Source organism: Psychrobacter sp. (assembly GCF_049295055.1).
GTDB lineage: Bacteria > Pseudomonadota > Gammaproteobacteria > Pseudomonadales > Moraxellaceae > Psychrobacter.
In genome coordinates, this window is record NZ_JBAQQF010000067.1 from 144,193 (window position 1) to 159,582 (window position 15,390).

Here is a 15,390-nt window from a genome sequence, read left to right on the forward strand (position 1 = left end):
CCTATCTAATAGGCGGTATAGTATTAAATGTGTTTATTATAATTGATAGTCGTTTGATATCAAAGCAATAGTCGACAAGGAGATCCATTAGGAATATCACATTCGATGCGCCTATTTAAAGGAGCTTTAGTAATAGCAATAATTTTTTGTTGAGTATCTAACGTCCATCCTATGGCATTAGTAATTGACTGACAGGCGCTTATGACTGGCGCTGGTGGAATGCTACCGTTTTGATCATTAAGTATATTATATACATGATTACTGTAAACTTTGGCTTCTGCTAGACAAGAGTTTTCTTGAGCATCTTGGACATATTCACGATAACTGGGTATGGCAATAGCAGCTAATATACCGATAATCACTACTACTATCATGACTTCTATTAAAGTGAAGCCCGTTTGTATTTTTGATGTACTCATGGAGCTATCAGCTTTTATAGTTAGAAGTTTGATTAATTTAAGTTCTACCCAGCACAAACCATGCCAGTCAAGCCAATGAATGAGGATAAAAGACCTATAACCACCCCTAAGTAATAAAAAAAAACCATCCTAACATCATAAATTTTGGCTAATTGATCAATTGTGCACGTCTAGCAGCTACAGCCGATAACCATATACCCAAAAGCGTGGAGGGGTAAAAGGAACCTCTGACAAAAATACTTCAGTGGCTACCAACAAATCAATGAACCAAAGGCTCACCACAACATAAAATAGCGATGGCAACAAAGTCATTATAAGATTTTTTGGTGTTGATGGTACTAGACTATCAGATGCAAACTCGGGGTTTTTAAGTAAAAACACAAATAACCATAGTAGTACCATTTGAGTTACGGGATAGATATGTACGCCGGAAAAAAACATATCCACGCCAACTGCGGACAAAGCTGCTATAACAAAATAACGACTCCTAGACTGCCAGTTGATACGTTTTAAAATATTTATCCCTACATAAAATAGAAAACAGAACCCTAACAATCCAGTTTCGCTCAATACTTGAATAAATAAGTTATGAGGATGTGCTGCCAAGTGCTCATAACCATCCAACTGATAAAAACCGCAACCCCATAGCGGTTGTTTTGACCAGCACTGATAGGCATTCATCCATAAATCGTCGCGTAAACTGGTCGTGACTCTCAATATTTGTGAGTCCATACCTAAAGATCTGACAGCGTTAAGATTAGCGATATAATTGACTGATAAGTAAACTAGCCAAGACGATATATAGACTAGGATAAGTGGATAACGAACATGACGATAGAATATACTAACTGTGACGATAAATAGAGTATAGGCCAAGATAGCTGAACGTCCAGCATCGAGTAAAATAGCTAGAAACGCCAAAAATAAAAAAAGCAGATATAAGTAACGATAGCGTTGATTTGTCAAATAAAGCCAAACAGCGAAAATAGAGACTAGCAGAAAGTAACTGTCATAGACCCGAATATTCCATGTCAATGGATACCAAATCGCGGCATACTTACCTGTCTGGATGTAATCCCATAATGCAAGTGGTAATTCAATAAACATTGTCAAGCTACTTAGTACTAACAGCTTGCTAGCCAACTGACGATATTGTAAAAGACCGAAGCTCTTGTACAATAAATACGCTAGTAATAGCTCAGAAATGACAAAAGCAGGCTGCGCCCAAAATATACTACCGACTGCGACAAGAGCAAAAAAGACGAGCTCACCTTTAGAGATCTTATCGCGTTGAAAAAAGCAAGCAATCAAACCAAAAAATAATAGTAAGATAATCTGCATCGCTCTATATTCATTATAAAATAAATAACCATCCTGCGTCGTAAAACCAGAGATGAACAGTAAGATATAAAGTACCAGTAACAGCTCTATATTCAACAAAGGTTTGATATAAGTTTTAAATGCCTTTTGGTTACTTGATACATCTAATAGCGAGCGAGGACTATTCATAAGTAGAACACAACAAAAATATAAGTAATAATGGATTGGCTTCTTCAAGCTGTTAAATAATGCATTAGGCGATTATTATCCTATGGCAAATCTTTTTATGCTTTTTTACTTTATGCTTAACTTAAGCTATTACCTTAACTGCTGCAGTGCTACCACGTTGACGGAGGCTTAGGGCAAGATTTTAAATTGTCATAAAACTTCGTGCTTTGATAGCGTAAGCAAGCGTCATAAACTTTATTCTCTAAACCTTCAAGAGTTGGATGAGAATTGTAAATAAAGACTAGCGATTGACCCAACTGGCTAGGATAAAAATGCCATGAGCGCTGTAACCAGTCAAGACCTGCTTCCTTGTGGCCAACCTTATACTCATACAACCCTCTGTACTGGGATGACTGCGGCGTTGGTTTATATTCACTATATCTGAGCAAAGCGGCGACCTGATCGTCGCTGAAACTGCCTGCCATGATATCTATATTCTGTACAGTTAACTTATCTTCATCTTCTCTAAATAAAGGTAACTTCAAAAATACAGAATAAAAAGCATTCGCTCTGGCGTTATATTGATCTTCTTCATTAGAAGCGTTTGAGGCATATAGGCGATAATTATTTTGATAAATAAACATGAAAAAGCACAGCATTGCAAAACTGACAAAAGATATGATTAGGATTAGTAACTGGTATAAAGAACCCATATAACGTTTAGGACTCTCTGAATGCTGATTTGGTATGGTGGTCAAAAACAATACAACTGCGAGCAAAAAGAAAGTGTTCCATAGCGGATACTCAACCATACTATGTGTAGCCGTAATAGTTAGTAAAGCTAGTATAAAGGTACTCTCAAGTTTCAATGAAGTCCTGATAGCAGGTATGAGTGCCCATATCGTGCCTACGACAACGATAATAGTACCGACAACTCCCATCTCAACTAGCAGTTCACTAATAATATTGTGTGAATGTTCTGGTAGCTTTTCTTGCTGATGCATATTTAAAGGCATGATATCTAAAGCCCTCGAAAATGCTTGAAAAGTAGACTCATTCCATCCTTGTCCAAATATAGGCGTTTGCATAAAACCTAACAACGCTTTTTTTAACTCGTATCCACGCGCAGTATCACTACCACTTGACAAGACGCGCTGAAGCCCTGTCTGAGCAGCAGTATCAAAACTAGAGAGCATGAGAGGCATCAGTACTTGTGGAACGAGTATCAAAGCACTAATCGTAAGTAGACATCTAGAGCTCTTTAAAAGTTTTCGATGGTATAGGATCTGTAGTAAGGCGATAATAAGTATCGCGGTGCCATAGAGCAAGATACTTCTAGAATCAACCAGTCCTAATGTGATGGCTGTTAGCACCGTCAGTGTTGCACTGAGATAAAAGCTATTACCTCTTTGCACTGTCAAATAACTGCCTGCGACGATACCCCAACACAGATAATGTGCCAATAAGTTACGCTGACCTAGCTGACCTTGTATACCACTGTCTGCACTTACGTTAAAGACACCTAACACAGATATCTCTATGCCAATTGCCTGCATCACGACCACCAGCGCTTGGATGCTAGTACCAATCAGTAGCGACCACGCGATTACGCTTATGAGCTGTGTTCTATCTATAACAGAATGAATACTCCAAGCTACCGCTGCAAATAGCACAAAGACTATCGACGCTTTAATATTACTCTCTATATAAATCACATCGGTAAATAATGGCTGAAGTAACCAATAGCCTGCCATTGCTAGTAATACATAGCTGATGCGAGGAGCACTTGCTTTAAGAGATTTGGTCATCGTCGCTAGTAAAACGATGAGCAAGCTAAAAGCAACCACCACAAAGTCTTGGTACAGAATGCTATATACGGCATAACGTCCAGAGATAGCAAAGGGCACAATTAGTAATAGCGCTATACACACTAGCATAGCGCTAACTGACCAGTGCTTATTATTGGCTATTTGGTTCATAAGGACAACTCTCGATAGCGAAAACGTTATTCAGTGGAAGTAAAACAAAAATATGATAGATTTTGGACAGCGTATAAAAAACCCCTCATGTGAGGGGTTTTCATTTATCAAATACTAATATTAATTTGAATATTTAAAGGTAGATTAGGTACCAGCTGCACAAGTACCAGTAGTCATGGTACATCTAATTTTACCTTCACCAGGAGCTTTAGGAACAAATATCTCTGTTTGTCCAGATAGGGACTGAGGAGAAACATACTTAGTATTCCAAGCTGTCGATTGGCTAGTAGCACCAGCGGTAGTACCAGCGGCACTACCATCACAAGCTGACAACGTAGGAACTACAACCGGCCCGCTAATTGTAGCATTAGTAGTGACTGTACGTACATAACTCGATGCTTCGTCTAAACAGGCATTGGTAGCACTTTTAATAGTATAGTTCTGATACGCAGGAATAGCGATCGCAGCTAGGATACCGATAATCGCAACCACGATCATTAGTTCGATTAAGGTAAAACCTTTTTGAGCAGTGTTCATATGAACTCCTTTTGGGTTATATAAAGATAAGTGGCTGTCGGTGATACAGACGCGTTTTATCTTTAGTAATATAATATGTTTCTCTTATTATAATTTCTGCATATAACGTGCCAACGTTATTGAAATCACTATAGTTTATAAATCAAATCTCTTTAAGAAGTGATTTATTATATTAAACTATCAAAAACCATTAAATTCTTACTTTTTCTCAGCAATAAATTTTTTAATATAACAGATATTGTTACTACTAACTTACTAAAATTTATTCAGCGAGTGACATTTATTGTTCATTAGTAATTATGACTGACAATTTTTGTCGGTCTTAGTTAAAAATTTCACTAATTCCATTCATCGCCAAACCCACACAATCGTTCTGTACCACTGCCTCGGCATTTATTACCTTGGGGGTTTAGGGTTAGTACACCATCATTCGCCATCTGACGACCTGGTATAGGCGTAGCTGTGAGCGTCCAGTTCCTACCATTCAACCTACTACCGCTGACAGGCATAATAGTGACATTATAAAGCGCTGTGCCCGTACTAGGGAAGGTTGTACTGCTCCCCGTTACCGTGTTGGTAAAGATCTCATTGAGCGGAACACGATCATAACGCTTATAAGTAATCTTATTGGCTTCTATTCGTGATCCTATCTGTTGCATTTCGGACATCATATCGACGCGCTTACCCTTTTCTATATAGCCTTGATAACTTGGATAAGCAATCGCTGCTAATACACCAAGAATAACAACGACGATCATAAGCTCTATGAGAGTAAAGCCCTCCATATCATCTTTTACCATGGTTTACTCCCTACTCCACAATTCTGTTTCGACCCAGCTTTTACCATTATATCGCCTGCTTTAGATTCACACTTAACGCCTTGGCTGGTGTAAGCCAACATAGGACTATTTTCAACCAAACTACCAGCGCGCGGCGTTGCTACCATTACCCAGCTATTGGCAGGCGAGGCTGTGGACAAAGATAGAGCAACAGGGGTACTGGCTGAGCTAACATGCATGATGCTTATAGCATAGTTATGAGTCGTTGCACTGCTACCACTAGGAACATATACGGTATTGGCGGTGGATGACCAACCTTGACGCGGCGTAAAGCCACCATAGGTTAGGGTTTTCGCCCGCCACTGCTCAAGCTCTACGCTCATACCTAACAAACTTGACTCGGCTTCACTGCGTGCGTTTTTTTGCACGTATTGCCTATATGAAGGTATGGCGATAGCAGAAAGAATACCAAGTATTGTCACGACGACCATTAATTCGATTAGGGTAAAACCATGCTCAGTATGGCGGCTCACTTATCGCTCCTTCCACTGCATCGGATCTATCTGCGAGTCTGTCACAACTTTACAGTTGGTACCAGAACAGTTGACTCCTTCTGTAAGCGGATTGACCTTAAGATCTACTTTCCCAGTACTACAATCCCCACTTGGACAGAAGTTCTCAAGAACCACGACGCTGTTTTTGGTATCTCCAGCGAAGTTACCATCTGAGATAACATTATCTACGATACCGATACCAGCGTTAGATAAATAACGCGTTTTTCGTACGGTCCAATCTCCAGTAAGCGCACCACTTGCATTGACTGCTTTGCTTAGACATACCCCATAAGGTAAGCATAACTGCTCTCTTTGAGTAAGACCTGTCACTCCAGCAGAACATTTACCCGAGGTATCACCAACATTAGGATTATAGACAGTCGTGAACAGTAGCCCTGCTATTGCATCAGGCTGGTTGAACATCTTGATGCCTTTACTATCAGTTGAGATCACTGATACTGTTTCGTTTGTACCATCGGCTTTCTTCTTAGTCACAGTTCCAGACCACACTGTCAATGGCATGTACCAGCCCAGCTTAGTATAGACATCCATTTGCGTTTTGATCGTAGCATCATTACTAAACTCACCAGAGGCATCGGTAGTTAATGGGACCAAGTCGGCAGGCTTAATAGCTGTTGCTTGTGCCAAAGTCGTGGTCACACCAGTACACTCATTATCTGGCGTATCTTGAACGTCATAACAGAATAAATCTGATCTTGCGATATCGCGATCGACAAAGGTATAGATGCGATCAGCTACTTCACGCTGCGCTCTCACAGGAGAGCTTCTATCACCTGTACCTACCGTTACTAACCCTACGATTCCAGGGTTTTCACCAACTCTAGTAAAGGTAACTAATGGTTTCTCATATATTCTCGGTAGTGCGTCAGTGCCAGAGGAGGCAGCGTTAGTACCACTAGCCGATAAGTCAAGTATCTTAGCGACTCGCTCGACCTTAAAGTTGTTAGCATCTTCAGCGCTATTGATATCTACGCGCCATACACGTCCACCCAAGTCAGCAAAGACCACCTGATCCGTCAGACCATCATAGTTGCGATCGAGTACTCGTACTTCGGTCACGACACTGTGGTTCATATCAGTCACTTTAGTGAAGTTGGCATTGCCAGCGCTATTATTATCGCTACTGGTCCACCACAGTAGATCGCCCTTACCGATAGCGTCAAAACTGCTCTCGTTACTTGCGTCAGGGTTGGTCGCTGAGATGCTATCGACTTGTTCTTGACCTACTTGCACCATATAGAGACCATTGCCTTGCGCTTTGGTTTTACCATTACAATCATCGACGGTATTAGTAGTGATACCTGCGCCTAATTGAAATTTCGGATCTTCATAGCAGCGATCATAACCGCCAGCTAGGAAGTTAACCATGACTCGTTTGCCACCTTTCATTACATAGCCTATACTTGGCTTTGCAAAGCTAAGTCCCATTCTTGCATAGGCTTTTTGTTCGTTGGTGTTAGTCGTCGCATTGGCGACAGTATCATTTTTGACACCTTTGGCATTGGCACTACCGTCTATCGCATAAGTTGACCCCACTGAATAAATCATCTCGGGGCTACTGATATTCGTCAGATTGAGTCCATAATACATCGACCCACCCATCCGTAATCCACCAAAAGCGAGAGACTGTAGCGCCGTAATTGCGGTATCGGTATATTTATAGTTGTTGAATACGGTCCAGGGTCCATCGACACCGAATATAGGATGGGTTATTGAGACTCTATCGGGATCAACGAAACTTGCGCCCTGTTGCTCTAGGACATGCTTGGGTATAAAGGTAAAGACTTCTTCGCCTGCAGTATTGCTTCCATAATCTGAATCTTTTACCAAATGGAGAGCGCCGTCAAGCGAGCCGTATATTATATAGTCCTCGCGTTTGGTATTGTCAATCGAACCATCTGCTTTTAATTCCGCTTTCTTGGAGAGGAGTTGAGGAAGCGAATGCAATACGCCACCCAATTGCTTTTTATTGCGATCAAATGCGAAGCCAACTGCAGTAGTATCATTAACAGTCAATGTATTGGCAACTGGAAACCCTAAGAAGTTTAAGAGCTGCTGCTTCTGAGGATTGGTGTAGCTAGTCAGTGCATTAAAGCCTACTGGCTTTGCAGTTGCTGTTATCGCATTCGTGCTAATGTTTTTAAGCGTCCCGCTTTGATTGACGTAGAGATTACGACTATTGCTATTCTCAAAGATATGCTGATAGGTACCGCCAACCTGTGGCTTACCCATATCAGGTCGCCTGGTATCTGCACGACTAGTATTGATAATCGTGTTATACAAGTCAGAAGTATTTAAGGCAAATACGCCATCCTTACCAGTGAATATTGCCTTGTTATCCTTATCTACCAAGGTACCGTTCTTTACCTTATATTTTTTCAGATTACCTCGCCATAGTTTTTTTGGTGATAAAGGATCTGGATCAAGAATAGGCAGATAGGCAAATTTACGTGAGGTAGATACGTTTAAATCATCCAAAGGTACTGCCATACTACCGGTAGATATAGGAGGGATATCACTGGTTAGCCTACCTGTCAAAGACTTGACACTATTTACGATATCTTGTGCACTCTCTGCATAATAAAAGCCGCCTTGACCTTTAATACCTAGATTACATAGATTTTTAGCATTGGTACTGGTTCCTGCATTACAGTCAACAGAGGTTGTTGCATTCTGAATACTGTTATAGACAGAACCAAAGCCAACCGTCGCGGTCTTGATTTCAATTCTACTAGGATTGGCAGTATTCAGCAGCTTATCTGAAAAATCAGACATACAGTCCCATCCAGATACACCACTGGCACTACAAGTTACTGATAGAGCTCCAGTACTTGAACCTACTGGCTTTAAAGCATTATCCATCACTGTTTTGGCAATCTCTTTGCTGGAAGCGTTGGGTTCGCCATCCGTCAGGAAATAAATACCATTGCCAGCACAAGTTTCATTACTCGGTGGTAGAGGCTTATCGTAGAACCTACCATTGGCAGTTTTAGATGTAACTACAGAGTACGGGAAGCCACTATATGCATTGTCCGTGATGGTAGTATCGAAAAGTGGATATGGGCTAATATTATTACCAGTTATCAGTGGATCATTGGCTGCTACTTCTTTCTTATATAAGTCAATTTTATTGGAAAAAAATCCACTACCAGTTGAGCTGTACATAATATGACCATTTAGGTCTAGCTCATTACTATCGAGTCGAGACGACGTATCTTGCCAATCAATGCATTTAATAAAATTATTAGACGGACTAAGTGAGCTTATATCAATAACTTCCCAACCCACACAGATACTATCAGTTTGATTATTATCACCACCATTGAAAAAGTTTCCTCTATTATCTATATAAGTCTCTTTTTCTAGCTTAAAAGCATTATAAGTAGCTTTATTAGTTGTCGTTCCCATCATATAGGCGCCGGCTTCCGCATAGGCCTGAGCTGCAGGCGTACCGCCACTAGCCCTCAAATTAAGAACAAAGTTATCGATAGTAGACTTATGGACTGCATCAAGTTTTTTTGCGGGTACATCGATATGACCATTATCTTTATTACCACTAGACTGTCGAGGATAAGTACCGATACCTATCTTGACGATACCTTGCAGCTCAGGGTCTTTAACCAAATCAGAAACGCCCATCTTGAGGTTATCAATACGGCGATAATACCTTTTACCCCCGCTATTACAATACTTACGTTCATATGGATAATCAGTAGTCGAGCTTTGAGTCTGAATATTATTACTACAAGTAGTATTGTTAGCTAAATCAATTATATCCATACTACCGGAAATATCGAGCATCAACGTAATAACAGGCAGCGCTGCTTGTGGGCCTTTGTATATCTCAAGATCACCATGGCGCTCAAGACTGGCGTACGCGGCACTACCCAACATACCTGTTACCACGGCAACCGTTAGTGCTTTAAACTGCCATGAAGGGAATTTATTACTCATATTTGTTTTCATATTGTTTTTCATAATATTCACCTTTATATATAGGTCAGCTTAAACAACGCACACCGATAGGTTTAGACTTATAAGCTTGCATTTGTGTGTTGTATGGTACGCCAAGATTTTCAAGACAGGCATCAATACTACACGCTACAAACAATTCAGGACGCGTAGCATAATCTGCATTTTCAGCTTTAACTTTCGCGTCACATTTATCTTTTAGAGTATCTGTATTCACAGTTTTTAAGCACGCATTTATTTTTGAAGTAGCAGCGTCTGAAAAGGCTGGAAGTAATGAAGTGGCATATACTTCAAAATCAGCACATTCAAAAGGCGACTGCCCTGTGGCTGATATCTGATCATCAGTCCAAGTCAGATCCCCTTCTTGGCTATAAGGCTCGGCTTCTTTGACATCGCTCTTTGCAAATGTGATCTGGGTAACCGTACGGCTTTCACCCACATAGTCTGCTGAGTCACCAACATTGCAAAAGCCATCGTTTTTACCAGAGATATATCCTGTACCATCTATGGTTTTTTCAGTGAGTTTTGTTGCATTGAAAAACCTGCTGGTCTTAGGACGCACACAGAAGATAACTTCTCTGCCAACATACTGTTTGCCCGGTCTGGTGACGTAACCTCGGACGTTATCTACACTTCTACCTTTGCCTATAGAACGGTCTTCTTTTTCTAGCTTATTGAATGCAGCGTCAGTAGATTGAAACGTCAATTTACTGACTTGAGAAGCCGTAGCAAGCTTTAAGTCTGTCGTACTGCGTTGTATCGCTATAGTGCCGATTAAGGTTATTAGGATGAGCACTAGTAAGACAACAATCAATACTGCGCCCGATTCTGAACCCCTGATGGATGTGCTGTTAGAAGTATGAATCATGGCTTACCTCGTGCATTCCGAATTAGAGTAGTGGTTTCATATACGTTTCTGAGGTATTTGCTACCGTTACTAGCAGTTGGATTAAGCTGTTGATCACGTCTGTCTAATACATTAAAACGCAAGCTACTATTTTCTTGCTTAGACACCGTTGGTGTATCTGAATGAACCAGTAATCCAACTTGAACACTCACTATACGCCGACCTGCTAACGTCGTTGGGTCACTAGGCAAAGGCTGATAGACGAGAGCTAAACTCGTAGGGTCAGCTGCAAAGTCGTCTTGAGCTGTGGTGCCTAACAGTACTCTGAAATAATCTACGTTTGGTATGACAATAGTGCCAATACCAGTGAAATTCGCTAAATCAGCTGAGACATCAATCCCTGTTGTCGTTGCAAGCGCTTCATCATAAGTATATATCAAAGAAGCACAGGCAAGACCGAGACTGTTCGGCGTTACCGTAGTATCATTGCGAACGAAATAGCGCTCTATAACGTAATCATCTTTATCGATTTTTTCGCCATTACAAGTGAACATATCGTTTTGATATGCTTGATATTGAATAGTGAGTTGATCACTTTTAGTATTCGTCGTTAAATTACTAGCGCTGTTAGTTGGAGCATTGGCAGATAATATAGTCTCTGGTAAGGCACTACTACCTTTTTTAAGACCATTTAGATTAGATCCAACCCATGTTGTTACAGTAGTCGTATTAGGCGGCGTACCCGTCGTTTTCGTTGTACTAGTTGGCCTAGTTAAAACAACTCCACCTTGCGGTGTTAAATGATTAAGATAGTAGGCACTCGTTGTATTTGAGTTTGCGCCATAGTTGGCTCTACGCAGATGTTTGCTGAAATCATCTATTCCAAATACTGCATTATTTTGAATCTGAGAGCCTGCCTTCTGACGATTACTATTTACACTAGTCGTATAAAAAATCTGCAATGCTGCAGCAGAGATCAAGAGCCCTAGTACCAAGGCTATCATCAGCTCAATTAGTGTAAACCCATTTTGAGCTGTGTTCATAGGAGAGGAGTAATTTAAGTTATTCATTAAGTCACCTCCATAAACATGCAAGTAGCTTTTGGATGATAGGCTCCACCAAGCGTAATTGTAGTATCTGCATTAGCGACTTGTGGCGTTAAACAATCAATGTCAGCATTACCACCTATAGTAGGCGTAGTGTTGCCCCAAGCACTGATAAGACACCATGAATACATAACGTTTGTAGCATCCTGACCACCAGTACTAGGACAAGCGTACAGATTTACTGTAAAGCCATGATTACTCATATCTTGCGTATAAACATAAGCTTCTGCTGCTGCTAGCTGAGCTGGGGTACATGCTGTCGTATCAGAACCATAAAGGCCGCAGCTAATAGCGGGTGCACTTGCAGTAGGCGTATTGATTGCCGTCTGATAGGCAGTAATTGCAGTAGGGTTCAATCTAATTTTCTCACCCATATTACGCATCATTACCAGCGATTGCGTACGTTCAAGGGACTCATCAGTAGCTTTTATGGCTTGACCCTGCATGGCTGTAAAGCCAAGAACAGCAACCGCTAGAATGAGTAGCGACACCATCACTTCTATTAAACCGAAACCTTGTTGCTTTATATTCATTAGCAATTTGTCCCTGAACATTCAAACGCTCTTTTTGTATTTACTCGAACTCTTTGGGTCGTAGCACCTGCTCTCGTATCCCCTATATCAATCGCCAAATTCATCGCTCCACCCGATGTAGTTCTTATGTTACCCTCTTTATCTATGACTAGAGTAGTGACCCCCGAAGGATTAAAGGTTAGTGAGCTTTCAGGATTTAAATTATAACTGGCAAGGGTGGTACCCTTATCCACTAATGTGATTAGAGCATTGGTGTTGTTATAATTCCAAGTAATAGAGCTACGTCTGATAGTACTTTCAGCTTTCGCCCTTGCAATAGAAGTCTGGATTAAAGTAGACGTCGCTTTTATTTGGCCTTGTGCTAATTGAGCAATAATACTAGGCGCAGCGATACTGACAATAATGGCAAGCACAGCAATCGTTACCATCAGCTCAATCAGAGTAAACCCTGAGCTGGTCATTCGCAATTTCTGTGGTAGATTGTTCGCAGATGCGTTCACATCAAATCCCTATTTATAACTGCCAGTATTTTTAATTAGAACTAGATTTAAATTGTAAATAATGACCTAATATTCAAACGAGTTGTCACTCAATATTTTTGATATATTCATCTATAGATATGCAATTTCTGTTCCATAAAATGTATCAACTATTCAACTTAAACCCTTATCTTTGCACTGCTTACAGAACAGACTACTTGACGATTGCAATGTAAATAAATGTAAGACTTCTAACAATTAGACAATATAACGTTAAGGTAACATATTAGCAACATAATAGTGATTGAGAGTAAACAATATTAGGACTTATGACTGGCTACCATGCGCTAAGGCATAGGCAGAAAGGTGATAGTTGTTAGTGGTTTGAGGAGTTGTTGTAATTGCCGTTTGAGAAGATATTGACAGTGCACGCCCCAAGGCTTGCAAACTAGCGCCTGTGGTTGCAACATCATCGAATAATAGCAAGCGCTTAACGGGAGGTTTTTCAATTGCAGCAAATGCATTGTTTAAATTACTTAAGCGCTCTGCACGTGTGAGTCCTTGCTGACTAACCGTATCGTCAATACGCTTAACCCCTTGCCACAAAGGTATATGCCAATGTTTTGACAGTTGCGCGGCCAAAATACTGACAGGATCAAATCCGCGTTTAATCAGCCGTTGATTGGTAGTCGGCATAGCAACAATCATACTATTGTCATAATGGCAGCCATGAGGACGTGGTAGTTGGCGTATCGCATGTAGCAACAATGGCAACTTGGTCATGTCTTCATGATGCTTAAATGCTTTGATCGCTTGGCGCATCGGATAGTCGTAATAGGTCGCTGCTTGAATGGTGAGCGTTGTACCGACAGCGATATCAACTTCAAAGGGCTCAGGTAACCATGTAATACTATTATGGCAACTGGAACATAGAAGTCCGCTACTAAAACGGTTATTAAGTGGCTGACTTATATTGGCAGAAGACGAATAATCACTTGCTAATGACTGCGGTATGTCGTTAGTAGTTGATAAACGACTGGTATGTGATGTGGAGATATTGTATGAGTGCTGTGATTGTGGAGTGCTGCGATAAACACGGCATAACTGGCAGCGTATGTCTACATATTCTGCCAGCCATAATCCGGCTTGGTAAGGCGCTAAGTAACGCATAACTTACTGTTAATATTGGCGTTGATATTAGAAACCTTTCCAATCATTAAGTACGATACCAAAACCAATCGCGGTATTTTCATGGTTGTAATCGACGATAGATTCACCATAACCTTGGAATAGCTGCACGAAACCGTTGACGTTTTTTGTTAACGGATAAGTATAGTCGATTTGCGCTGCGCCTTTACTAGTGCTTGGATTATAGCGCAAGGTGCCACTCAGGCTTTGCTGCTTAGGTAAATCATATAAGAATTTGACATCGCCATAGCCCATATAATCTTCAATATCTGGATTGTCCTCACTACTTTCATCTTCGTTATTCACTCGAGCCCATAGACGCGGTATCACTGATAACTTGCCCCACTCTGCCCCTGCCATCAGATAAGCACGGTTCCATGAGCGTGATAACGGATCGCCCTTGCCATTAGAGTGGTGGATAGCGCCTACACCCAACATGCGTAAACGCCCACCAAAAGGCAAGTTGGCTGTCACAGGTTGAGTCAAAAATATTTCGGGCTGATAATCAGTGGCGCGAAAGGCTCGTGAGTTATCCTCATTATAGACCTGCCAATGCGACTCTTGGGTATAACCAAACCACAAGTCAGCACTGGTATTGAATAAATCCTCTGCGACTTTAGTCTTTAAAGACAACTGAAATTTTAGCTCGGTATTACGTGTATCGTTAGAAGTAAAAGACTCGTTTTCTTGTGAGGGACTACTTGGATTCAAATTGGGATCAAAAGTATAAAATAATGGCATGACATAAGTGGGTCGGTATGGTCTTACCGTCCAAATCCCGCGCTCACTATTTTTATCAAGATCATAAGCTAAGCTTAGCGGTGTATATTTTTCGATATCTGTTTGAGTCACACCCACACTCTCTAAAACCTGTGCTTCTCTTTGCGTTAATCCAACCGTATCTAAACTCTCATCAGCTGGTTGATTGTTTTCTATTTCATTAATATTATCGTTATTATTAGCAGTAACCGCGCTTGTTTCTTCTGCAAGTACCACTTGTGGATTACCCGAGATAGTACTTTGAAAAGTTTTTGCCAAATCTACTGGCTGTTTACTCATAGTATAACTTGGCGTTTTACCTTGCTCAGCAACCTTATCAAAGCAGGCCAAACGCGCACCACTACTCTCTACTTGGGCGCACTCAAAAAATAACGTCGCTTGTTGTGCAACAAACTCTTTGCTCACCACTTGGCGAGTTTGAGCAGCAGTATTCGCATTTATAGACTGTTTATCGACACCCTGTGGCAATTCATAACCTTCATATTCAAACGCCGCTTCTGGTAAGGGTAACTTATTATAAGTCTGAGCCTTATTAGCAGCCTGTGCCTGTAGCGTAAAACAACTGAGCGCTATCCCAACAGCGATAGTTAAATAATGCTTAGTCGCTTGAGGCACGTTATTTTTTTGCGCACTGAGACGGCTTAAAGACTGGCGCTGCGGAGTAATATTGGAAAACATAGATATCCTTTATTCAACTGACATTGTTGT

The 15,390-nt window shown here is 40.9% G+C and carries 13 protein-coding genes; all 13 read right to left on the reverse strand.

Translation table 11 applies throughout. The features are described from left to right. Positions 1-59 precede the first annotated feature (59 nt). A complete protein-coding gene (locus WAZ74_RS10230; protein ID WP_422308197.1) occupies positions 60-419 on the reverse strand; it encodes a prepilin-type N-terminal cleavage/methylation domain-containing protein in 360 nt (119 codons plus the stop codon). A 177-nt stretch (positions 420-596) separates the two neighbouring features. Next, complete coding sequence (locus tag WAZ74_RS10235; protein ID WP_422308198.1) at positions 597-1,928, reverse strand: O-antigen ligase family protein; 1,332 nt, start codon at positions 1,926-1,928, stop codon at positions 597-599. 149 nt (positions 1,929-2,077) lie between these two features. After that, a complete protein-coding gene (locus tag WAZ74_RS10240; RefSeq protein WP_422308199.1) occupies positions 2,078-3,886 on the reverse strand; it encodes a Wzy polymerase domain-containing protein in 1,809 nt (602 codons plus the stop codon). Positions 3,887-4,030: 144 nt separating this feature from the next. Continuing rightward, positions 4,031-4,423, reverse strand: a complete 393-nt coding sequence (locus WAZ74_RS10245) for a prepilin-type N-terminal cleavage/methylation domain-containing protein (protein WP_422308200.1) — start codon at positions 4,421-4,423, stop codon at positions 4,031-4,033. A 338-nt stretch (positions 4,424-4,761) separates the two neighbouring features. Then, positions 4,762-5,223 (reverse strand): type IV pilin protein, encoded by a 462-nt coding sequence (locus WAZ74_RS10250; protein ID WP_422308201.1) that lies wholly within the window; start codon positions 5,221-5,223, stop codon positions 4,762-4,764. Further along, positions 5,217-5,735 carry a type IV pilin protein gene (locus WAZ74_RS10255; protein WP_422308202.1) on the reverse strand — a complete coding sequence of 173 codons (519 nt, stop codon included), beginning with the start codon at positions 5,733-5,735 and terminating at the stop codon, positions 5,217-5,219. Before WAZ74_RS10255 ends, WAZ74_RS10250 begins: the two co-directional genes overlap by 7 nt. Next, the gene (locus WAZ74_RS10260; protein WP_422308203.1) at positions 5,736-9,755 is read right to left on the reverse strand and encodes a hypothetical protein; all 4,020 of its coding nucleotides are present in this window, start codon (positions 9,753-9,755) and stop codon (positions 5,736-5,738) included. Positions 9,756-9,777: 22 nt separating this feature from the next. Continuing rightward, positions 9,778-10,617 carry a PilX N-terminal domain-containing pilus assembly protein gene (locus WAZ74_RS10265; RefSeq protein ID WP_422308204.1) on the reverse strand — a complete coding sequence of 280 codons (840 nt, stop codon included), beginning with the start codon at positions 10,615-10,617 and terminating at the stop codon, positions 9,778-9,780. Continuing rightward, entirely contained in the window at positions 10,614-11,666 is a 1,053-nt protein-coding gene (locus WAZ74_RS10270) for a PilW family protein (protein WP_422308205.1), read from the reverse strand. Before WAZ74_RS10270 ends, WAZ74_RS10265 begins: the two co-directional genes overlap by 4 nt. Next, positions 11,666-12,235 carry a type IV pilus modification protein PilV gene (gene pilV / locus WAZ74_RS10275; protein WP_422308206.1) on the reverse strand — a complete coding sequence of 190 codons (570 nt, stop codon included), beginning with the start codon at positions 12,233-12,235 and terminating at the stop codon, positions 11,666-11,668. The genes WAZ74_RS10270 and pilV overlap by 1 nt, the downstream gene beginning before the upstream one ends. Continuing rightward, entirely contained in the window at positions 12,235-12,735 is a 501-nt protein-coding gene (locus WAZ74_RS10280; RefSeq protein ID WP_422308207.1) for a pilus assembly FimT family protein, read from the reverse strand. Before WAZ74_RS10280 ends, pilV begins: the two co-directional genes overlap by 1 nt. A 306-nt stretch (positions 12,736-13,041) precedes the next feature. Then, on the reverse strand, positions 13,042-13,884 hold the full coding sequence (locus tag WAZ74_RS10285) for a ComF family protein (protein WP_422308208.1): 843 nt from the start codon (positions 13,882-13,884) through the stop codon (positions 13,042-13,044). Positions 13,885-13,911: 27 nt separating this feature from the next. Further along, on the reverse strand, positions 13,912-15,360 hold the full coding sequence (locus WAZ74_RS10290; protein ID WP_422308209.1) for a phospholipase A: 1,449 nt from the start codon (positions 15,358-15,360) through the stop codon (positions 13,912-13,914). Positions 15,361-15,390 lie beyond the last annotated feature (30 nt).